Origin of the sequence: Bisbaumannia pacifica, from assembly GCF_007989625.1 — a bacterium.
GTDB lineage: Bacteria > Pseudomonadota > Gammaproteobacteria > Pseudomonadales > Halomonadaceae > Bisbaumannia > Bisbaumannia pacifica.
The window spans coordinates 55,937-75,711 of sequence record NZ_BJUK01000017.1 but is presented as its reverse complement, the minus strand read 5'-3'; the positions used below and the strand labels follow the sequence as shown (position 1 = coordinate 75,711).

Sequence of the window (19,775 nt, the reverse complement as noted above, 5' to 3'; positions counted from 1 at the left end):
GACGTCCGGGTGGAGGTTGTTCATCAGCATGCGCAGCGGCGCCTCGGTGAGCCAGCTCTTGCAGCTGAGTTCGGTGCCGGTGGGGGCGCCAATCTGGCGGGACGGGTCGTGACGGGGGTCGTGGTCAATGGACTGGTACTGAGTCATGAGGCGTCCTCGATGTTGTGGTTGGGAGGAGGCGCCCTGATGGCGCCAAATATGTATATACACATATCGGCCATCAAGCCGTGGCGAGTCAAGTGACGAAAGAAGAAAAAAATCAGAGTAATTCACAATACATTGTTACAAAAGGAGTTTTTGGTGTGACACCTTATAAAAACAAGACCAATGTCTAATAGGCGTGAGGTGGGGACAGGCGAGAAAGCGAGTCATGTGTATATACACATTTGGCTAAAATGAGCGCACCAATGAGGCATCACATGGATAGCTTGCGAAACTGACGGCCTCGGGCTCTTTCACCGTTGGGATGGGTAACGGCGTGCCACCATCCTGCCTGAGGGGGGATGGTATTGTTCGCTCTGCGCTGGGATCATTGGGTGATGGAGAGATTTCTGATGCCCTTTTCTCGCCGACCACTAGCGATGCAGCTCTACCCACCAGGTGCTTACCCTGCCGAAGAGCGCGGGCATAATCCGCATAGTCAACAGGTGGGGAAGAAGGCGCCCTTCAAGATCCGGATAGTGCTGACAGATAACGACAAGTCGCGCACTTATCGCTTCACGCGGACAGGTGAGTGCAGGCCTAACGGACGCCCCCCCTTCGATCAGGAGTGCCTGGCCCACGGCACCGAGCACCGCCTGATCAAGCCGGGAAGGCTGCAAATGAATGGCATGGTGGAGCGCTTCAACGGTCGTATTAGCGACGTAATGGTGACGCGGCGCGATACCTCAGGCGAAGGGAGCAGACGCTTAAGCAATACTGCTGGCGGTACAATCACCATATCCCGTAGAAAGCGCTGCATCATCAATCATCGGTCACGGCGATGAAGGGGTGGCAGGCCAAGCAGCCCGAGTTATTTTGAGGTGTGATGGTATTTACCAAACGGGTGGTTAATCACACGGGACCCGAAACCCAATAATGCTGAAGACCACCCGATAGGTGGCCTTCAAGCACTTCATTAAAGACAACCTAGAGGTGGCTTACATTCACCCTAGCATTCAGCCTGTAACGAGAACCTGGATGCAATAACTGTGTATAGCTGATCAACAGCTCGCCGGACCAACTGCGCCGAATCACTTTCAGACAGGCCTCGCCTTCGGCGATATCCAGCAATGCGGCTTCATGCGGGCTGGGAAGAACCGCCTCAACCGAATGCTCTACGTCAGTGACCGGGTAGCGGGCCACGAGAATCGCATTCGGTGTTTGCGTCTCGAAGTCTTGCTGAAGATAGTCGGGGGCCAGCTTGGGATTCACATGACGCCGCTCCAGTTGGATCTTGACCCCATCCTCTCGGTGCACGATCTCGGAATAAAAGACAGTAGAGCCAGTCCGCACCCCGAGAAAAATAGCCACCTCCTCAGGTGCGCTGACCTCCTCCAAGCGGATCACTTCGCTGCTGTGCTTCCCCCCTCGGGCGGCGATCTCATCAGCGATATTCTTGATCTCAAACAGCGAGGACTCCGCCTTGCGCTCCACCACATAGGTGCCGGATCCGGTTCTCCGCATCAATAGCCCTTTGTTGACCAGATCCCGGATCGCCTTGTTGGCGGTCATACGGCTCACGCCGAAACTCTTGGCCAACGCATTCTCCGCAGGAATACGATCCCCCGGAGCGAAAGCCCCGCGCTCGATCTCTTCGAGCAGATAGTCCTTGATGCGAGTGTAAGAAGGCTTAATCTCCGGCATGTCGTGCCCTACTCATTTGCCTGTCTGCAGCGGTTATCTCCATCTTACCTAGAATGTCATAGATTAGCGCCTGGCTTCCCCTGAAAGCTCAATGCCAATGCACCGGATAGCGACGATGTCGGGCCAGGTTGTTGACCAGGATGGCTACCACCAGCATCACCGCGCAGCCCACCGCCACCGGCACCAGCGGGTACCACCAGCCGAGGGCCTGGACCTCGGGGCCACCGACCACGGCGATCAAGCCGGCGGCGGCGCCGGGAGGATGCACGGTGTGGGTCAGTTGCATGATCAGGATCGCCAGGGAGACGGCCAGGGCGACGGCCAGGGCCGTGGTGCCCAGCCACTGGGCACAGCCCACCCCCACGCAGGCCGACAACACGCTGCCCAGGAGAACGTTACGGGGCTGGGCGAAGGGGCTCTGGGGGGCGGCGTAGATCAGCACCGAGGTGGCGCCGAAGGAACCGAGGATCAACAGCTGATCGGTGAGCCAATGAGCGCTCAGCCAGGCGATGGCCCCCATGCCGGAAAAGGCCCCGGCCCAGGACCAGAGGGCGTCCTGCCAGTCGGCCCGGGCACGCCGGGCCGGTTCGCCACGCATCTTGCCGAAGTAGGTCTTCATGGTCGTCCATTTCTGCACCAGAAAGGCGCAGATTCTGACAAATCGCACCATCAAGGTGAAGAAAGCATTGCGAATAGATCGATAACCCCTCCTCGCCCTCCCCGCCATGGCACGAAAAAGGCATGAAAATCATAGGGGTCTGGCCCTATACTGGGAGAGCATCGCGTGACGGTACCCGCCTGAGTGCCGTAGGAAATAAAAGCCGGACACCAATCTCAGAGTAAGGAATCCTCTAATGATGAAGACAATTTCACGCGTCCTCAGCCCGCTGCTGATCGCCTGCCTGGTGCTGGGCAGCCTGCCGGTGGCCGCCGCCCCGGCTCCCGCCAGCGGCCTGATCTCCACCCAGGAGGCGCTGGCCCAGGATCGGGTAAGTGCCGACCGCGAGCGTATCCAGGAAGTGCTCTCCCGCCAGGACGTCCAGGATCAATTGGTCGCCCAGGGCGTCGATCCCGCCGAGGTGGAAGCTCGGGTGGCTGCCCTCTCCGACGCCGAAGTGCGCCAGATGGCCGATCAGCTGGAACAGCTGCCCGCCGGCGCCAGCGTGGTGGGCGTGCTGTTCGCGGTCTTCGTGATCCTGCTGGTCACCGATATCCTGGGCCTGACCAATGCGTTTCCCTTTACTCGCTAAGCGACGGGGCCAAGCCTTCGCCCCACGCTCACGCCTCAACGCCCGCTCTGCGGGCGTTGTGCTGTTAATGCTCGGCCTGTCGCTCCTGGCCGGTTGCGCCAGCGCGCCGCGCCTGGCCAGCCCCGAGGCCATGGGGATTCCCCCGCGGGTGCAACTGGAGGGTATCCCCTTCCATGCCCAGCGGGACTACCAGTGCGGGCCGGCGTCGCTGGCCATGCTGCTCAATGCCGACGGCGTCGAGGCCACGGTGGACGAGTTGATTCCCCAGGTCTTCCTGCCCCATCGGGAGGGCAGCGTGCAGCCGGAGATGCTGGCCACCCTGCGCCGCCACGGCCGCGTGCCTTTCGTGCTGGAGGGGCGCTTCGAGGCCCTGCTCGAGGAGCTGGCCGCGGGGCATCCGGTGCTGGTGATGCAGAACCTGTCGCTGCCGGCCTGGCCGCTGTGGCATTACGCGGTGGCCATCGGCTATGACTTGGATGCCGAAGCGATGATCGTGCATAGCGGCACTCAGGCGGCTCGCCGCGAAGACTTCCGGCGCTTCGATGCCACCTGGGCACGCAGCGAACGCTGGGCGGTCGTGGCCCTGCCTCCGGGAGAGCTGCCGGCGAGCCTGGGCGTGGAGCCCGCCCTGCAGGCGATCGCCGACTTCGAGCAGGCCAGGGGCACGCTGGCCGCCCTGCCCGCCTGGGAGGCCGTGACGCGGCGCTGGCCACAGCACGCCATGGGCTGGTTTGCCCTGGGCAATGCCCGCCACGGCGGCGGCGACCCCAACGGCGCCGCGGAGGCCTTTCGGCGCGCCACCGAGGCCGATCCATCACTGGCGGTGGCCTGGCTCAACCTGGGGCTGACCCTGGTCGCCCTCGAGGCGCCGGCGCAGGCACGGGATGCCCTCGAGCGCGCCAGCGCCCTGCCCGGCCCCTGGCAGGTCCACGCGGAGGACGCCTTGGAGCGACTCTAACCATCGCGCCGCCGAGGCCCTGGGCCTCGGCGGCGTCACGCCGGCTCAGGCCTTCTTGACGAACTTGGAGGTGAGCTTCAGCGGACCGATACCCTCCACCTTGCAGTCGAGGTTATGGCCGCCCTCGGAGTCGCCCTCGATCAATCGCACGCTCTTGACCTTGGTACCCACCTTGATCACCGAAGAAGACCCCTTGACCTTGAGGTCCTTGATCACCGTCACGCTATCCCCATCGGCCAGACGATTGCCGTTGGCGTCCAGGGCCACCAGCTCGTCTTCCACCGGCTCCGGGGCCGCATCCCGGGCCCACTCGTGGCCACACTCGGGGCAGACCAGCTGGATACCATCGTCATAGGTGTACTCGGAGCCGCAGGTGGGGCAGTTGGGCAGATCGCTCATCTCGGAGTCCTCGGGTCGACACGGAAAGCCGGCAAGCCTACACCGCCAGCCGCGGTGACACCAGTTGCCACCGGCCATCCAGGCCTGGCATCGTGGCGCCCGGCCTGGTAGCGTGAAAGCGCCACTCGCTAAATCAAGGAGCGCTGATATGGATTCGGCCATCAATAACACCGTCAGCCAGGCGCTGGTGATGCAGCAGGCCCAGGTCGCCCAGCAGGCGCAGATGCAGATCTTCAAGGAGTCCCTGACCATCCAGCAACAGCAGGTCACCGCCCTGATGGAATCCGCCTCCGCCGAGCCCCAGCTGGCCAGCCAGGGTCACCTGGGCACCCAGATCAATACCTATGCGTAAGCCGCGCGGACGCGCGGCTTAGATGCCATACTCCCGCTCGACTCGGGCCACCCGCACCCGAAAGTGACGATACCACTGCCGGTGGCCCAGCCGCTGGGCCTCCCGATGCTCCATATTGGCCTTCCAGGCGCGAATCGCCTCCGGGTCGCGCCAGTAGGAGACGGTGATCCCCAGCCCCTCCCGAGCCGACTCCACCCCCAGAAAGCCTGGCTGTTCGGTGGCCAGTTCCAGCATGCGTTCGGCCATCTCGGCATAGCCGGCCTCCTCCTCGCTGCGCAGCGAGGTGAAGATCACGGCGTAATAGGGCGGCTCCGGGGTGGTAGCGATCATGGTGGCTCCAGTCAGGGGATCGGGTGGCGTTGGCCAGCCTAGCGGTTACCCTAGGGGCAACGTAATTCCGCGAGAGCGCCATCATGACCCAACCGCGTATCGTCCTGGAAGTCTTCAGCGACTTCGTCTGCCCCTTCTGCTACCTGGAGCTTCCCGAGCTCGAGGCCATCCGGGCCCGCTTCGGCGAGACGCTCGGCATTCGCTGGCGCGCCTTCGAACTGCGCCCGGAGCCCCAGCCGCCCCTCGCCCCCGACGCCGACTACCTGCATGACGTCTGGCAGCGTTCGGTGCTGCCCATGGCCAAGGAACGCGATATGACCTTGCGCCTGCCGCATATCCAGCCCCGCTCGCGGCTGGCCCACGAGGCCCATGCCTGGGCCGAGACGCACTCCCCGGCCCAGGCGGAACGGCTGCGCCGGGCGCTGTTTCGGGGGTTCTTCGAGGAGAGCCTCGACCTGGGCGATATCGACGCCCTGATGACCCAGGCCGAGGCCCTGGGGCTGGATGGCCACGACCTGGCCCGAGCGCTTCACGAAGGGCGTTTCGCTCAGGCGGTGCGCGACGATCAGCATCAGGCCCAGGTACTGGGCATCTCCGGGGTGCCCGGCCTGCGCTTTATGCTGGACGGCGAACACGCCGGGGTGCTGGAGGGGGCCCAGCCGCGACGCCAGTTGCTATTGGCACTGGAACGCCTCTTCGACCTGATGGGATAAGCCGCCCATGACAAGATCCGACGGCGAGATCCTGGTCTTCGGCGGCACCGGTTTCCTGGGACGTCGGCTGGTCCGCGAGCTGGTGGAGGCGGGCCAGGGGGTGCGCCTGGCGGCGCGCCATCCGCGGCGCCCCAACTGGGCGGAGCCCCAGGACCCCATCACCCTCTGCCCGGCGGATATTCGCGACGAGGCGGCGGTGGCCGAGGCGCTGGTCGGCGCCTCGGCGGTGATCAATGCGGTGAGTGGCTATGTGGAGCGCCGCGGCGCCAGCTTCGAGACGATCCATGTGGAGGGCGCCGCTCGCCTGGCCCGGCTGGCCCGGGAGGCGGGCATCACCCGCCTGGTGCAGCTCTCCGGCATCGGCGCCCGCCGCGATTCGCCGTCGGCCTATGTGCGCGCCCGTGCCCGGGGCGAGGCGGCGGTACTGGAACACCTGCCCAAGGCGATCATCCTGCGCCCCAGCGTGATGTTCGGCGCCGATGATGCCTTCCTCCATGGGCTGGCGCGACTGACCCGGCTGCCGACGATTCCGCTGTTCGGCGCCGGCGAGACCCGCCTGCAGCCGGTGCATGTGGCGGACGTGGCCCGCGCCGTGGCGCTCCTGGTGGATACGGCCGCCCCACCGCGACGGCTCTTCGAGCTGGGCGGCCCGGACGTGCTCAGCTACCGAGAGATCCTCGCCCGCGTCCAGGCGCAATGCCACACTCAGCGCCCCCTGCTGCCCCTGCCCTTCTGGACCTGGCGGGCCCTGGCCGGGCTGCTCTCGGTGCTGCCCAATCCCCCCCTGACCCGCGATCAGGTGCTATTGATGGCCGAGGACAACCTCGTCACCGACGGCGTGGGCGGCTTCGCCGACCTGGGCATCACCCCACGCACCCTGCGCGATAGCCTGCCGCTTTGTCTTCCCTGACCGCCTAGAACGTCGGCACGGCGCCGCCACACCCCTCGAAGCGCTCGCCATCCAGGGTCACCGTAACCCTGGTCTCGAAGGGAGCGCCTGCCATGCTGTCGCGACAGGTCTCGGGAAGGATCTCCACCCGCAGCGCATGGGCCTCGGTCTGGGCATGATAGGCCCGGCCACCCGGCTCCAGGGACTCGGCCTCGGGGAGCGGCGTGCGCACATCGAAGCCGCCGAACGGATCGGCGAAGCGCAGGCCCGTCTCGTCGATGGCCAGGTTCCAGAACGGCTCGTTGCCATAGGCACGGAAGCCATCGTCCCGCTCCAGCACGAAGAACACCCCCTCCCAGGGCGCCAGCAGGCGTGTCTCGTCGAGCCACAGCAGGGTGCCCCCCAGGGTCGACCAGGGCCGATCGTCGCAGCCGAGCCGATGCTCGACGACCACCTCGCGGCCATCCAGGGGCGGCAGCGACTCGTCGCCGAGGCGATAGCCCGCCAGCAGTTCATCGACCGGTCGCGACTCGGCCTCATGGCTCATCCCCTCGCAGAAGGTTTCCCCCAGGGCCATCCAGGCCTCATTGATGCGCAGCCGCGCCCCCAGCCAGGCCTCGGCCTGCGCCTCGCTCAGGGCGCTGATACCGGGCGCCTCATGCCCCACCACCCGCCACTCCCCCATCAGGGCGGCATGGTCGCCGGCCGCCGCTAGGGGCGCCTCGGCCTCGCCGCCACAGCCGGCCAGTCCCAGGGCCAGCAGGGAAGCCCCCACTACACGCCTATCCTTCACCATCGTCTTGCTCCTTGCCGATCGAGTGCGCCCCGCCTGATGCGGGGCGGATGATAAGGCCACCGGCGGTGCCTCGAGTTCCCCTAGCCGAAGAAGCAGCCATCGGGATCCTCGCCCACCAGCTCGAGGAAGGCCTCCAGGCGCTTCACCTCGGGCCGGGGCCGGTAGGCATGCCACTTGAGGTCGGCGCGCATCCAGTAGACCTTCCACAGGCCGCGGCTCTTCACGTAGGTGGCCTTGGCCGCCGGGGTCTCCATGCGTATCGACGGGTCGTCATAGCGGGGCCGAATCGAGAAGATCTCCACGCTCTGCCCGCTGACTCGCCCACCGAGGTCCAGTCGGGGGCGGATAGACGCGGGTGGACGGTGTCTCTCCAGGAAGCCCTGGAGGACCTTCTCGGCCCGCTTGATCTCGAATTCGCTCAGTGCCATGGGTCGCTCGCCAAATACCTGGTTCGTCCCTCCGGGGCGGGATTATCGCGGTTCGAGGCCCTCCAGGGCCAGCGCCAACGCTTCCGCTTCCAGGGGCCGGCCCCAGCCGTCGCCATGCACCAGCTCGGTCAGGGGCAGACGCTGCCGCCAACCCTCGGCGGCCAGCTCCGGCTCGTCGAGAAACTCGCTGACATAGCCCAGGCAGAGGTAGGCCACCGGCTCGACGCCCTCGGGCAGGCCCAGCAACTCGGCCAGCTCGACCGGGTCGAGGATGCTCACCCAGCCCACTCCGACCCCCTCGGCGCGGGCCGCCAGCCACAGGTTCTGTACCGCCAGACAGGTGCTGAAGCGGTCCATCTCCGGCATGGAGTTGCGCCCCAGCACATGGGGGCCGCCGCGGCGGCGGTCGCAGGTAATGCAGAGGTTGACGGGGCTATCGAGGATGCCCTCCAGCTTGAGGCGGCGATAGCGCTCGGCCCGCTCGCCCCGGTAGTTCTCGGCGGCCCGGGCGTTCTCCCGGGCGTAGCCGGCCTGGATGCGCGCGCGCAGCTCGCGGTTCTCGATCACCAGGAAGTCCCAGGGCTGCATGAATCCCACCGAGGGGGCGTGGTGGGCGGCCTGCAACAGCCGCGCCAACACCTCGGCGGGGATCGGCTCGGGCAGAAACTGCGAACGCACGTCGCGGCGTTCGAAGATGGCGCGGTAGAGGCCGTGGCGTTCGGCCGCGGAAAACGCCGCGTGGGGGGAGTCCTTGCTCATCGTCGCTCCTTGGTTGGAGGGGCCTACCATACCAGCCAGGCGACGCCGAACAGCAGTGCCGGCGTCACGCTGACCAGCATCCAGCCGCCCATGCGGGCGCCGCCGAGGACGGCGACCAGCCCGCTCTTGAACAGGGTATTGGCCAGGGCGGCCAGGACGATACCACGACTGGCCAGCGACCAGGACTGCTCGTCGGCGGCCAGGCGGGCGAAGGAGAGAGTCACCGGGTCCACATCGGTCAGTCCCGAGATCAGTGCCAGCCCATAGAGGCCGCTGTCGCCGAGCCAGTGGCGGGCCGCGGCCACGGCCAGGAAGATCCCCGCCAGGAGGGCGCCGAAGCGCACCGCCGGCCAGAGCTCGAAGGGGTTGCTCACCGGCGGCGACGGCGCCGCCGGGTCCGCCCCATCACGGCGCTGTGTCCACCACCAGAGCCCCGCCGCCAGGCCGAAGCCCAGCCCCGTCATGCCCAGCAGGGGCACGGCCAGGGTCGGCAGGATTCCCGGGGCGATCAGGCTCGCTACCGCCAGGGCGCGGGGAAACATCATCGAGGAGGCGGCAAGGATGGCGCACACCAGGGTCGGCGCCAGCTCGGGTTGTCGGCGCCCCAGCCGCGCGAAGGCCAGCGCCAGCGGCGTGGAGGCCATCAGCCCCGCCACCAGGCCGGTCAGCAGGATACCGTAGCGGCTGCCCAGCAGGCGCACCAGCACATAGCCGGCGAACTGGATGGCCGCCACCAGCACCACCATCCACCAGATCAGGTAGGGATTGAGGGCGGCGAAGGGGCCGAAGCCGCGATCCGGCAGCAGCGGCAGCACCGCCACCGAGATCAGCAACAGCATCAGGGTGCCGCGCAGCTCGGCGGCGCTGATGCGGGTCAGCAGGTCATGCAGGTAGGCCTTGAGCTGCAGCAGCAGGGCCGCCACCACGGCGCCGGCCGCCGCCTGGGCGGGATAGCCCGCCGCCGCCGCGGCCCCCAGCACGAAGGTCAGCAGGCCGGCGACCTCGGTGGTGCAGCCGGCATCGCGCTGCTCGAGACGCGAGCGCCAGTAGACCACCGTCAGCAGCAGGGTCAGACCCAGGCCGATGGCGGCAGGCAGCGCCGCGCCCCAGGCCTCGCCCAGCAGGCCACTGACGCCGCCGCCGAGGCCGATCAGGGCGAAGGTACGCAGGCCCATGGCGCGGCTCGACTCCGGCAGGCCGCTCTGTTTCCAGCCCCGCTCCAGGCCGATCAGCAGCCCCGAGAAGAGCGCCACCCCCATGCCGACGAAGGCCTCCATCAGCCCCCCCGCACAGAAGAACGGGCACGCCTCGGCGCGCCGAGGTCGGCACTCTCCGGGGCGGCCCGACTGATTACGGCGCTACTTGCGGCGTTTGTCGCGCACATAGATCGCCTTGCCATCACCGCGCTGGGCCACCTCGAAGAGTTCGGTGGCGCTGACCAGTTCGCCGAGCTTCTTGTAGCCGTAGTTGCGGGCGTCGAAGTCGGGAAACTGCTTGACGATATTGCTGCCCACCGCCCCCAGGGAGGCCCAGCCGCTGTCGTCGGAGGAGGCCTCCACCGCCTTGCGCAGCAGGCTGACCAACCGGGTATCGGACTTCAGCTCCTTGGCGGAGCGGCGGCTGCCCTCCTCGCCCTCCTCATCGTCGCTGCGCAGCACCTCCACGTAGATGAACTTGTCGCAGGCGGCCACGAAAGGCATCGGGGTCTTCTTCTCGCCGAAGCCGAACACGGTCAGCCCCGACTCGCGGATACGCGCCGCCAAACGGGTGAAGTCGCTGTCGCTGGAGACCAGGCAGAAGCCCGAGAAGCGCTCGGTGTAGAGCAGATCCATGGCATCGATGATCAGGGCGCTGTCGGTGGCGTTCTTGCCGCGGGTATAGCCGAACTGCTGCACCGGCTGGATGGAGTAGTGCAGCAGGGTCTCCTTCCAGCCCTTGAGCTCGGGGCCGGTCCAGTCGCCGTAGGCCCGCTTGACGCTGGCGGTGCCGTACTTGGCGATCTCCGAGAGCAGCCCCTCGACGATGCTCGGCTGGGCGTTGTCGGCATCGATCAATACCGCCAGGTTCTTCTCCATGCGGCCTCCTCGGCGACGGTTAGCGGATCAGCGGCTCGAGCGCCTCGGCCAATAGCGGCGCGAGGGGAACCGCATTGCTGGGATGGGCGATGGCGTCGCTGCTCCAGAGCGCGTCGACACCGGCGGCCTCGATCACCGCCAGGGCCTCGCCGGCGAACAGCGCATGGGTCACCGCCACGTCCACCGAGGCCACACCGGCCGCGCACAGCGCCTCAATGGCCCGAGCCAGGGTATGGCCGGAGCTGGCCACGTCATCCATCAACACCACGCTGCGCCCGGCCAGCGCCAGCTCGGGCAGCGCGATGCTTACCCGGGTATCGCCGTGGCGCCGCTTGCGGCAGACCCCATGGTCGAGGCCGCTGGCCGCCGCGGCCCGGGCCACCCACTGCTCGGCCTCCTCGTCGGGCCCCAGCAGCAGGGCCCCGGGGCGCCGCGCGGCGGCCAGCTCGCCCAGCGCCGGCGCCGCCGACAGGGCGATGGCATCGTCCAGCGGCACCGCCTGGTCGAGGCGTTCGATGCGATGCAGGTGCGGGTCCACGGTGATCAGGGCATCGACCAGCTCGGCGAGGAAGGCTCCCACCAGGGTCTGGCTGACCACCTCGCCGGGATGGAAGGCGATGTCCTGGCGCATATAGGCGAGGTAGGGCGCCACCAGGATCAGCCGCCGGGTGCCCTGGCGCCGCGCGTGGCGGGCCACCAGCAGCAGTTCCACCAGCTTGTCGTTGGGGCGGTCGAGGCTGCGGTAGAGCACCAGGGTCTCGGGGCACGCATCGGCGAAGGGCAGCCGCAGGCGCAGCTCCTCGTCCGGGAAGCGATGGGCCTCGATGGCCAGCGCCGGCAGGCCGAGCGTCGCGGCCAGACGCCGCGCCGGGGTCGCCTCGTCGTCGAAATGGAGCAGGGTCGGGAGTTGGGTCGCGCTCATCGTCCCTCCACATTGAGTGGGGCGATGGCCGCGGCCTCGCCCAGGGTGAAGCCGTTGTCGCAATCACAGCACTGGTGGGCGGCGTTGCGCTCGTTGCGGTACGACGCATAGACCCGATACAGGGGCTGGCCCGCCGTCACCGTATCGCCGATGCAGGCCAGCAGGTCGACCCCGGCGCCCTTGGCCTTGGGGGCGCCGGCGAGTCGGGCGACGCGCGCCAGGCGGCGGTTATCGATGGCGATGACCACCCCGTCCTGGGGCGCCATCACCTCGAAGCTGAGCGGCGCCAGGGGCGGGGCCTCGGGGTCGAAGGGGGTCTCTCCCTGGGCGCGGATAATGGCGCGCATCTTCTCCAGGGCGCGCCCCGACTCGAGGATATCCCGGGCGATGCCATAGCCATCGCCGCCGCGCACGTCCGGGTCGAACTCCAGCATGCGCCCGGCCAGCTGCAGCGACTTCTGGCGCAGGTCCTGGGGCGACTCGGGATGCTGCATCAGCACATGCATCACGTCCCGGGCCTCCAGCACCGGGCCGATACCGCGCCCGATGGGCTGGCGCCCGTCGGTGATCACCACCTCCAGGGTCAGGCCCATGCGCCCGGCCACAAACTCGAAGAGCTTGCGCAGCCGCCGTGCCTCGGGCATGGAGCGCACCTTGGCCTGGGGTCCCACGGGGATGTCCAGCAGCAGGTGGGTGGAGCCGGCGGAGACCTTCTTGGAGAGGATCGAGGCCACCATCTGCCCCGGCGAATCCAACGACAGGGGGCGTTCCACGGTGATCAGCACATCGTCCGCCGGCGACAGGTCGCTGCTGCCGCCCCAGGCCAGGCAACCGCGGTGGGTGCGAACCAGCTCGTTGAGCTCGGCGAAGGGCAGGTCGACCCGTGCCAGCACCTCCATGGTATCGGCGGTCCCCGAGGGCGAGGTGATGGCCCGGGAGGAGGTCTTGGGGCAGAGGCTGCCGTGGGCGGCGACGATGGGCACCACCAGCATGGAGGTGCGATTGCCGGGAATGCCGCCGATGCAGTGCTTGTCGACCACCGGATGTTCGTGCCAGTCGAGCTGGCGCCCCACCCGAGCCATGGCGTCGCTGAGGTAGAAGACCTCCTCGCGATCCATCTCACCCAGGTCGCAGGCCACCACGAAGGCGGTCAGCTCGATCTTCGAGTAACGCCGCTCGGCCACGTCCTGGACGATGGCGCGAAAATCCCTGCGGGTCAGCCGCTCGCCGTTGATCTTGCGGTGCAGGGCGGGAATCGACCCCGGCGGTTCCGCCTGGGAGACGCACACCGGCTGTCCCTCCGGCATGCCCAGGCTGGCGAAGGCTTCCTCGGAGAGGCCCAACTGATCGTGGCCGACGATGGCCTCGTCATCCACCACATTGAGGCTGGCCAGGATACGTCGCCCGTTGGCCCCCACCTCCACCTTGGCCAGGGCCTGGAAGCCCTCGGCCCGGTAGAGGTCGCACTCCCGATGCAGGTAGGCGACGTTCTCGCGGTAGGTGTCGATGCCCACCCGCTTGAGGGCCAGGGGCATGAGCCCCTCGTCACTCTCCTGGGACCTGCGCTGCGGCTTGTCCATGCTGGCTGCTCCGTAACCCCTTGCTGAGAGCCTAGCCGAAGCCACGAGACACGACGGGCCGACCGACAACGCCGGTGCCAACGCTCGTCGGCGCAAATCGAGCGGTAAACGCTTCTGGACTGGAGCGGGACGCCCACCCGGCCTAAGCTGGGGACCCGGCCACTGCGTGCAAGGAAGAGACTCGAGATGACCTACGATATTCGCCTCAAGCGCATCTACGGCGAGGTCGAGGCCGAGGACGGCGCCCGCATCCTGGTGGATCGCCTCTGGCCCCGGGGCAAGCGCCGCGAGAGCCTGTGCCTCAGCGACTGGTACCGGGATGCCTCGCCCTCCCCCGCCCTGCGTCGCGCTTGGCACCAGCAGGAGATCAGCCGCGCGGTGTTCGTGCGCCGCTACTGCTGGGAGCTCGACGACGCCCCCGAGGTGCTGGTGCCGCTGCTGCGCCATGCCCGCCGCGGGCGCCTGACCCTGCTCTCCGCGGCCCGCGACCTGGAGGCCTCCCACCTGCCGGTGCTGCGCGAGGCCCTGCTCGACGCCCTGGCCGCCGAAGACGCCGCCGACCGCGACGGCCCCGCCTCGCCGCCCTGCTATGCCGGCGACAAGGGCGGATGCTAGCCTTACCCTCCCCTTGTTACGCGGAGACTCGCAAGATGTGGCACCAGCAGGAGATACGGCTGCCCGGCGTGGCGCGGGGCTTTCACCTGATCACCGAACGGGTGGAGGCGGCGCTTCCCGAGCTGGCTCGCTGTCGGGTAGGCCTGCTGCACCTGCAGCTGCAACACACCTCAGCATCGCTGACGCTGAACGAGAACGCCGACCCGGACGTGCGTCACGACCTGGACGCCTTCCTGCGCCGCCTGGTGCCCGGCGACCTGCCCTACTTCCGGCATGTGCTGGAGGGCCCCGACGATATGCCGGCGCATGTGATCGCCAGCCTCCTGGGTACCCAACTGACCCTGGCGGTGCGCGACGGCCGCCTGGCCCTGGGCACCTGGCAGGGCCTGTGGCTCGGCGAGCACCGCGACCACGGCGGGCCCCGGCGGCTGATCGCCACCCTGCAAGGGGAAGGCTAAGGGGAATCGCAGACCCGATCCCGCCCCTCGCGCTTGGCGCGATACATGGCCTGATCGGCCCGCTGAAGCAGCATGCCGAGGTCGGCCTCGCCACTCGCTGCGGCCACCACGCCGAAACTGGCGGTGACCCGAAAGCTCGCTTCGCCGTAGTTCATGGGCTGTGCCGAAAGGGCCCGGCGCAGGCGCTCTGCCAACTCGCTGGCGGCGGCCTGGGAGGTGCCCGGCAGCGCCAGGGCGAACTCCTCGCCGCCGAAGCGGCAGAGAATATCGCCGTCGCGCAGCCGAGCCTGGAAGCGCTTGGCCACTTCCCGCAGCACTCGGTCTCCGGCTGCGTGCCCATGGGTGTCGTTGACCAGCTTGAAGCGATCCAGGTCGATCAACAGCAGGGCGAAGGGCGCCTCTGGATCCAGGGTCGCCAATCGCTCCTGGCAGGCGGCGAAGAAGGCACGGCGATTGAGCAGCTGGGTCAGCTCGTCCCGATAGGCCAGCCACTCGGCGTGGCGGTGGGAGGCCTTGAGGGCGTCCTCCAGGGCCTTACGCTCGGTGATATCGGTGGCGATCTCGACGCGCACCAGGCGGCCGTCATGCCAGGCGATGGCCTGATCGCGACACTGGTACCAGCGACCGTTCTGGGTATTCTGAAACTCCCAGACCACCGGGGCGCCCGGGCGGCCCTGGGCGTCGAGCAGCCGATCATTGGTGCAGAAGTCGCAAGGCCCGCTCTGCCCTTCCTGTAACACTTCCCAGCATTTTCGCCCCCGGGGCGCTCCCCACGTTTGGCGCCCATAGGCGTTGAGGAAGAGCAGCTCGTGGGTCTGCATATCGCTGGCATAGACCGCCGCGTCCAGGCTATCGAGGATGCTCAACAGATCCTCGGCACTGGCCGTGACGCCCTCAGGCTCGACTGCCTGGGACGCGGGTAACTTGCGGGACATCGAGCCTCCGGCTCCTCTGATAATGACCGTATCGGGCGGGTGCGCCCCACTATAGGCAGCCCCAACGTGGAATACCAACGGCGCGGGGCGACTCAGGGCAGGCGTCCCTCCCGGGCCAGGCGGCGCCGCACCCAGCGGTCATAGCAAAGGCGCAGCACGGGCTTGAGCCCCGGCAAGCCGATCAGCCAGGCCAGGGGCCTGAGCCGCGGTACCCGGCGCATCAGCAGGACATAGGCATCGATGCCCTCGCGGATGGCACCGCCCTCCTCCTCCACATGCAGCGACAGCAGCGCCGCCTGGGGATCGATGCCCTTGGCGCGCAGCGTCTGCCGGTGCTCGGTGACGTCGCACCAGTGCACGTCGCGGCCGGTCTCGCCGGCCCATCGCTCATAGCGGGCCCGGTCCCGGCGACAACCGGGACAGACGCCGTCGTAGTAGACCCTCAAAGGGGGCAATGCACTCATGCTGGCCTCGCTGCCGACTCAACGACTACTTAACTACCACTCAATTACTACGGCAGACCTCCCAGAGCCGCGCCAGTTCGTCGCTCATGGTCGCCACCAGGTCGGCGAAGCGGTCCGGGTCGGAGAGCTGCGCCAGTTGCTCGGCACTGGGCGTCCTGAGGTTCAGCGCCTCGGGGTGGAAGGCGAAGCTGGGCCAGTAGGCATTGCGGCTGCCGCCATGGCCCACCGCGTCCAGACGCTGGCAGAGGACGCGATAGCGCTCGGGCTCGTTCTGCTCCTCGCAGTAGATCCCCAGGTAGATGGCATACTCGATCTCGAAACCGGCGCAGATCGTCTTCTCATACCCGGGAATCCAGTAATAGAGGCCATAGCCCTTGCTGTTCTGGCGGCGCTGCACATGGTCCCGGCACAGGCCGTCCAGCGACGCCTCGCTCCAGGAGTCACTGCTAATATGCTTGGCCATGTCCTGGTACTGGGTCGCGATACGCGCCTTCAGGGCCCGCCAGAGCCGGGCCTGGAGGCGGGCCAGCGCCTCGTCGTAGGCCAGGCGAATGTCGTGGGCGCCGAGCAGGTTGTCGCCCTGCAGCAGGGTCTCGGCCAGGGTCTCCAGGTGCGCGTTATCCATGTCGTGTCCGGTCAGTTGCAGGATCAGTTGCCGATACTGGGCGAGGCTCTCGCGCAGCGGCGGGTCGAGGGCGGCGCGCCCCAGGCAGGCCTCCAGCCAAGGCACCAGGTCGGCGTAGTAGCCCAGGGCGGCGTAGCTGCCCTCCTCCAGGTCGCGCAGCTCGCCCAGGCTGTCCTCCCGGGGGTCGCGCCCCTCCAGGGTCAGGTAGCGCACGTGAATCTCCCGGTAGCCCGCCTCGCGCAGGCGCCGGTGGTAGCGCACCAACTGCTCCGGCTGGTCGTCGGCGTGGACCTTGTTCTCGATCAGCAGCGCCTGGCGCCGGGCATTGGTCACCAGGATATCGATGTTCCAGCGCTCGCACTCCACCCGCACACCCTCCCAGGCGAAGTCGCGGATCGCGCAGCGCTCGAGCAGCTCGTTAAGCGGCGCCGCCCCCAGGCCATGGGCCCGAGGATTCAACAGGGCGGCGAGGAAGCGCGAATGTAGGCGCACCTCGTCGTTGCCGCCGCGCAGGGTGGTGAAGAGGTTGAAGCCCGGCGGCCGGGCATGGCGCTGGCGCAGCAGGGAGGCCAGATGCAGCAGGCTGTGATGGGAAGGCACGGGGCGTCCTTGTCGATTCTAGGGCCCTGGAACTATCGGCAGGGCTTAAGGCGGCTTTAGGTCTGCCTTGCCTCGGGATCGGCCGGTCGCTCCAGCAGCGCCTTGATCCGGCCGCGCAGCCAGCGGCGCAGGCGGTCCTCGTGGGTGCGCTGGTGCCAGGTCTGGATCACCGATACGCCGTCCAGTTCCAGCGGGCAGGGGTGAATCGCCAGCCCCGGGAAGCGCTCCACCGCCTGGGTGGCCACGCTCTCCAGGCAGGTCAGCAGCAGGTCGCTCTGGGCCACCAGCAGCGGCGGCACGGTAAAGCTCGACAGCCCCGCCACCACCCGGCGGCGGCGCCCCAGGGCGCGCAGTTGCTTGTCCACATGGCCATCCAGGTCACCGGTCAGGGTGGTGACCAGGTGGTCGCTGGCCAGGTAGCCCTCCAGGGTCAGGCGCTCGCCGATCTGGGGATGATCCCGGGCGGCCAGCACCACGAAGCCTTCCCGGTGGATGCGTTGCTGATGGTAGCTACGCGGCAGGTCGCCATAGAAGCCGGCGATGGCGATATCGCACTCGCCGGTCTCCAGCTCCGCCCGCGGCAGCCGGCCCCGGGTGTTATGGGTGACCAGTTGCAACTGCGGCGCCTCGCGGCGCACCACCGGCAGCAGCCGCGGCAACAGCAGCTGCTCGATATAGTCGGTGGTGTAGAGGTGCACCCGGTCGGCCCGGGCCAGGTAGTCGCTGCCCTCGCAGAAGTCGAAGAAGCCCTCGATGCCCGCCACCAGTTGCTGCACCCGGGGCGCCAGCTCGTGGGCCCGAGGCGTCGGCGTCAGGCCCCGGGGCGCGCGCACGAAGAGCTCGTCGCCGAAGGCGTGACGCAGCTTGGCCAGCTTGTGACTCAGGGCCGGCTGGCTCAGCGCCATGCGTCCGGCCGCCGCCGAGACGCTGCGCTCCTGATAGAGCACGTGGAAGAGCAGCAGCAGGTTGAGGTCCTTGCCTGCGATATTCATCGAGTGAATATCTCCTATCGAGAATCATCAATTCTCGAATACTAGCCCCCCGGCTAGGATGGTGACCATCCCATTCACCGCACTGGCCAAGGAGATTGCCATGAGCGCACGCATTCTGATGGTGCTGACCTCCCACGACCGCCTCGGCGACACCGGCGAACCCACCGGCTTCTGGCTCGAGGAGCTGGCGGCGCCCTACTACGCCTGCCTGGACGCCGGCGCCGAGGTGGTACTGGCCTCGCCCAAGGGCGGCCAGCCGCCGCTGGACCCCAAGAGCGACGCCGAGGAGAGCCAGACCGAGGCGACCCGCCGCTTCCAGCGGGACGAGCAGGCCAAGCAGCAACTGGCCAACACCCACCGCCTCGCCGAAGTCAACGCCGACGACTTCGACGCCGTCTTCTACCCCGGCGGCCATGGCCCGCTCTGGGACCTGGTGGACGATGCCGACTCCATCCGCCTGATCGAGGCCTTCTGGACCCAGCAGAAACCGGTGGCCGCGGTCTGCCACGCCCCCATCGTGCTGATCCACGCCCGCGACGCCGATGGCCGGCCGATCATCCAGGGCCGTCAGGTCACCGGCTTCACCAATGGCGAGGAAGCCGCCGTGGGCCTCACCGAGGTGGTACCCCACCTAGTCGAAGACGCCCTGATCGCCGGCGGCGGCCGCTACTCCAAGGCCGACGACTTCGTCCCCTACACCCGCCGCGACGGCCAACTGATCACCGGCCAGAACCCGCCCTCCTCCGAACCGGTGGCCAAGCTGCTGCTGGAAGCCCTGGGCAAGTAACCCGGCCGGACACACAGCAAAACGCCCACCTGCCAATGGCAGCGCGGGCGTTTTGCTTTTTATCGGATAGGCGAAGGAGCCAGCCGACGGTCGTGGGAATTTGGTTCTTCGCACTCGGGCGTGAATACCATGGTGGGAGCGCAGATTCTGCGCGATATCGTCCGAAGGACGATCCTGGCAAGCACCAAGGCGCCTGGTGGCGCCAATCGTTCGGCATAGCCAAACTTGTATGTTTGATGAAGGTTAAGAAAGGGCAATAGTGAGCCGGGATCAGCCATGTCGTGACTTCACGCTGATCTGCGATGACCGAAAATTTCGCCTTGCCGAGCGAGTCCCTGCCGGTACTTGGATACTATTGCCAGTCCATCCCCAGCATCGAGGTATACTGACTCGGATCATCAAGCTCCATTTTCCTGCCCGGAAAGCCATCGAACAACGCCCGATGACGGCGCAATCCATACTCATCATCACGAGTTTCATAGGCGCAGACCCAGGCAATCAGGGCTTCCAGGTGGGCATCCTGCGCCTCGCGGGTCGCGAACTTCTCCGGTTCCCAGGGCCGCGACCGACAGTGGGCCACACAGGCCTCGACGCCGGGATTGAGGAAGATCAGCTCCTCACAGGCCGGCAGGATCGGCTCGATAATATCCGCGTAGCACCCCTCGATAATCCAGTGCCCATGGGCATCGATAAAGCGCCATACCTCCGCCACGCTCTCCGCCAGCGGCCGCCGCTCCATCCCCTCTCGAAACGCCACCCGATCCAGCGACAACCGAGCCGCCGGCTGCCTGTCGAGCAGCCGCTTGGCGAGGGTACTTTTCCCTGACCCGGCGTTACCGAGAAGGATGATTTTCATGGAATGGTTTCTCCATCAGCCCTTCAGTTGAGGCTGCTTTTGGCCAAGAGCGGTCATTCAGGCTGCCCTCATATAACGTCCCGCTTGAGCCACAGCTTGCCTTGGAGAGCAGCAGAAGGGAAAGTCGTCGGACTCGAAGCGGTTATT

At 67.3% G+C, this 19,775-nt stretch carries 24 protein-coding genes and 1 pseudogene; 9 read left to right on the top strand and 16 right to left on the bottom strand.

Annotation, left to right across the window (positions count from 1 at the left end; genetic code table 11):
- Nucleotides 1–644 precede the first annotated feature (644 nt).
- A pseudogene (locus HPA02_RS09270) lies at nt 645–1,021 on the top strand (integrase core domain-containing protein); the annotation flags it as partial.
- Between the two features lie 107 nt (nt 1,022–1,128).
- Here HPA02_RS09270 and hutC read toward each other — a convergent pair.
- Nucleotides 1,129–1,845, bottom strand: coding sequence for a histidine utilization transcriptional repressor HutC (gene hutC, locus HPA02_RS09265; RefSeq protein WP_146802898.1), 717 nt, complete (start codon nt 1,843–1,845; stop codon nt 1,129–1,131).
- A gap of 88 nt (nt 1,846–1,933) precedes the next feature.
- A complete protein-coding gene (locus HPA02_RS09260; RefSeq protein WP_146802897.1) occupies nt 1,934–2,464 on the bottom strand; it encodes an HPP family protein in 531 nt (176 codons plus the stop codon).
- A 238-nt stretch (nt 2,465–2,702) separates the two neighbouring features.
- On the opposite strand from HPA02_RS09260, the gene HPA02_RS09255 reads away from it, so the two are divergent.
- Nucleotides 2,703–3,095 (top strand): PA2779 family protein, encoded by a 393-nt coding sequence (locus HPA02_RS09255; protein ID WP_146802904.1) that lies wholly within the window; start codon nt 2,703–2,705, stop codon nt 3,093–3,095.
- 67 nt (nt 3,096–3,162) lie between these two features.
- Nucleotides 3,163–4,053 (top strand): PA2778 family cysteine peptidase, encoded by an 891-nt coding sequence (locus HPA02_RS09250; protein WP_244945897.1) that lies wholly within the window; start codon nt 3,163–3,165, stop codon nt 4,051–4,053.
- Between the two features lie 45 nt (nt 4,054–4,098).
- Here HPA02_RS09250 and HPA02_RS09245 read toward each other — a convergent pair whose 3' ends face one another.
- Nucleotides 4,099–4,452, bottom strand: coding sequence for a zinc ribbon domain-containing protein YjdM (locus tag HPA02_RS09245; RefSeq protein WP_146802895.1), 354 nt, complete (start codon nt 4,450–4,452; stop codon nt 4,099–4,101).
- A 148-nt stretch (nt 4,453–4,600) separates the two neighbouring features.
- Here HPA02_RS09245 and HPA02_RS09240 point away from each other — a divergent pair, with 148 nt between their 5' ends.
- Entirely contained in the window at nt 4,601–4,804 is a 204-nt protein-coding gene (locus tag HPA02_RS09240) for a putative motility protein (RefSeq protein WP_146802894.1), read from the top strand.
- Nucleotides 4,805–4,822: 18 nt separating this feature from the next.
- Here the strand turns inward: HPA02_RS09240 and HPA02_RS09235 are convergent, their stop codons facing one another.
- The gene (locus HPA02_RS09235) at nt 4,823–5,134 is read right to left on the bottom strand and encodes an antibiotic biosynthesis monooxygenase family protein (protein ID WP_146802893.1); all 312 of its coding nucleotides are present in this window, start codon (nt 5,132–5,134) and stop codon (nt 4,823–4,825) included.
- An 83-nt stretch (nt 5,135–5,217) separates the two neighbouring features.
- Here HPA02_RS09235 and HPA02_RS09230 point away from each other — a divergent pair, with 83 nt between their 5' ends.
- Together HPA02_RS09230 and HPA02_RS09225 are read left to right on the top strand one after the other, a co-directional pair.
- Nucleotides 5,218–5,847, top strand: coding sequence for a DsbA family oxidoreductase (locus tag HPA02_RS09230; RefSeq protein ID WP_146802892.1), 630 nt, complete (start codon nt 5,218–5,220; stop codon nt 5,845–5,847).
- 7 nt (nt 5,848–5,854) lie between these two features.
- Nucleotides 5,855–6,757 carry a complex I NDUFA9 subunit family protein gene (locus HPA02_RS09225; RefSeq protein WP_146802891.1) on the top strand — a complete coding sequence of 301 codons (903 nt, stop codon included), beginning with the start codon at nt 5,855–5,857 and terminating at the stop codon, nt 6,755–6,757.
- A 4-nt stretch (nt 6,758–6,761) separates the two neighbouring features.
- On the opposite strand, the gene HPA02_RS09220 is transcribed toward HPA02_RS09225, so the two are convergent.
- The 7 genes from HPA02_RS09220 to HPA02_RS09190 form a co-directional block, all read right to left on the bottom strand.
- Nucleotides 6,762–7,532 (bottom strand): COG3650 family protein, encoded by a 771-nt coding sequence (locus tag HPA02_RS09220; RefSeq protein WP_146802890.1) that lies wholly within the window; start codon nt 7,530–7,532, stop codon nt 6,762–6,764.
- An 80-nt stretch (nt 7,533–7,612) separates the two neighbouring features.
- Entirely contained in the window at nt 7,613–7,960 is a 348-nt protein-coding gene (locus tag HPA02_RS09215) for a DUF3024 domain-containing protein (RefSeq protein WP_146802889.1), read from the bottom strand.
- A 42-nt stretch (nt 7,961–8,002) separates the two neighbouring features.
- A complete protein-coding gene (gene bluB / locus HPA02_RS09210; protein ID WP_146802888.1) occupies nt 8,003–8,719 on the bottom strand; it encodes a 5,6-dimethylbenzimidazole synthase in 717 nt (238 codons plus the stop codon).
- Nucleotides 8,720–8,742: 23 nt separating this feature from the next.
- On the bottom strand, nt 8,743–9,996 hold the full coding sequence (locus HPA02_RS09205) for an MgtC/SapB family protein (RefSeq protein ID WP_146802887.1): 1,254 nt from the start codon (nt 9,994–9,996) through the stop codon (nt 8,743–8,745).
- An 81-nt stretch (nt 9,997–10,077) separates the two neighbouring features.
- Nucleotides 10,078–10,794, bottom strand: a complete 717-nt coding sequence (locus tag HPA02_RS09200; RefSeq protein ID WP_146802886.1) for an NYN domain-containing protein — start codon at nt 10,792–10,794, stop codon at nt 10,078–10,080.
- Between the two features lie 19 nt (nt 10,795–10,813).
- Nucleotides 10,814–11,716 carry a ribose-phosphate diphosphokinase gene (locus tag HPA02_RS09195; protein ID WP_146802885.1) on the bottom strand — a complete coding sequence of 301 codons (903 nt, stop codon included), beginning with the start codon at nt 11,714–11,716 and terminating at the stop codon, nt 10,814–10,816.
- Nucleotides 11,713–13,296, bottom strand: coding sequence for a thymidine phosphorylase family protein (locus HPA02_RS09190; protein WP_146802884.1), 1,584 nt, complete (start codon nt 13,294–13,296; stop codon nt 11,713–11,715). Before HPA02_RS09190 ends, HPA02_RS09195 begins: the two co-directional genes overlap by 4 nt.
- Nucleotides 13,297–13,482: 186 nt before the next feature.
- On the opposite strand from HPA02_RS09190, the gene HPA02_RS09185 reads away from it, so the two are divergent.
- Both HPA02_RS09185 and HPA02_RS09180 read left to right on the top strand, forming a co-directional pair.
- Nucleotides 13,483–13,911: a DUF488 domain-containing protein gene (locus HPA02_RS09185; RefSeq protein WP_146802883.1), complete on the top strand. Its 429-nt coding sequence runs from the start codon at nt 13,483–13,485 to the stop codon at nt 13,909–13,911.
- 35 nt (nt 13,912–13,946) lie between these two features.
- On the top strand, nt 13,947–14,369 hold the full coding sequence (locus HPA02_RS09180; RefSeq protein WP_146802882.1) for a secondary thiamine-phosphate synthase enzyme YjbQ: 423 nt from the start codon (nt 13,947–13,949) through the stop codon (nt 14,367–14,369).
- On the opposite strand, the gene HPA02_RS09175 is transcribed toward HPA02_RS09180, so the two are convergent.
- The 4 genes from HPA02_RS09175 to HPA02_RS09160 all read right to left on the bottom strand — a co-directional run bounded on the left by HPA02_RS09175 (nt 14,366) and on the right by HPA02_RS09160 (nt 17,985).
- Complete coding sequence (locus HPA02_RS09175; protein WP_146802881.1) at nt 14,366–15,304, bottom strand: sensor domain-containing diguanylate cyclase; 939 nt, start codon at nt 15,302–15,304, stop codon at nt 14,366–14,368. The genes HPA02_RS09180 and HPA02_RS09175 overlap by 4 nt on opposite strands.
- Nucleotides 15,305–15,396: 92 nt before the next feature.
- On the bottom strand, nt 15,397–15,768 hold the full coding sequence (locus HPA02_RS09170) for a thiol-disulfide oxidoreductase DCC family protein (RefSeq protein ID WP_146802880.1): 372 nt from the start codon (nt 15,766–15,768) through the stop codon (nt 15,397–15,399).
- Nucleotides 15,769–15,808: 40 nt separating this feature from the next.
- Nucleotides 15,809–16,993: a PDDEXK-like family protein gene (locus HPA02_RS09165; protein ID WP_146802879.1), complete on the bottom strand. Its 1,185-nt coding sequence runs from the start codon at nt 16,991–16,993 to the stop codon at nt 15,809–15,811.
- Between the two features lie 56 nt (nt 16,994–17,049).
- Nucleotides 17,050–17,985, bottom strand: a complete 936-nt coding sequence (locus tag HPA02_RS09160) for a LysR family transcriptional regulator (RefSeq protein WP_146802878.1) — start codon at nt 17,983–17,985, stop codon at nt 17,050–17,052.
- Nucleotides 17,986–18,085: 100 nt separating this feature from the next.
- Here HPA02_RS09160 and HPA02_RS09155 point away from each other — a divergent pair, with 100 nt between their 5' ends.
- The gene (locus HPA02_RS09155) at nt 18,086–18,772 is read left to right on the top strand and encodes a type 1 glutamine amidotransferase domain-containing protein (RefSeq protein ID WP_146802877.1); all 687 of its coding nucleotides are present in this window, start codon (nt 18,086–18,088) and stop codon (nt 18,770–18,772) included.
- Nucleotides 18,773–19,124: 352 nt separating this feature from the next.
- Here HPA02_RS09155 and HPA02_RS09150 read toward each other — a convergent pair whose 3' ends face one another.
- Complete coding sequence (locus HPA02_RS09150) at nt 19,125–19,628, bottom strand: AAA family ATPase (RefSeq protein WP_146802876.1); 504 nt, start codon at nt 19,626–19,628, stop codon at nt 19,125–19,127.
- Between the last annotated feature and the right edge of the window lie 147 nt (nt 19,629–19,775).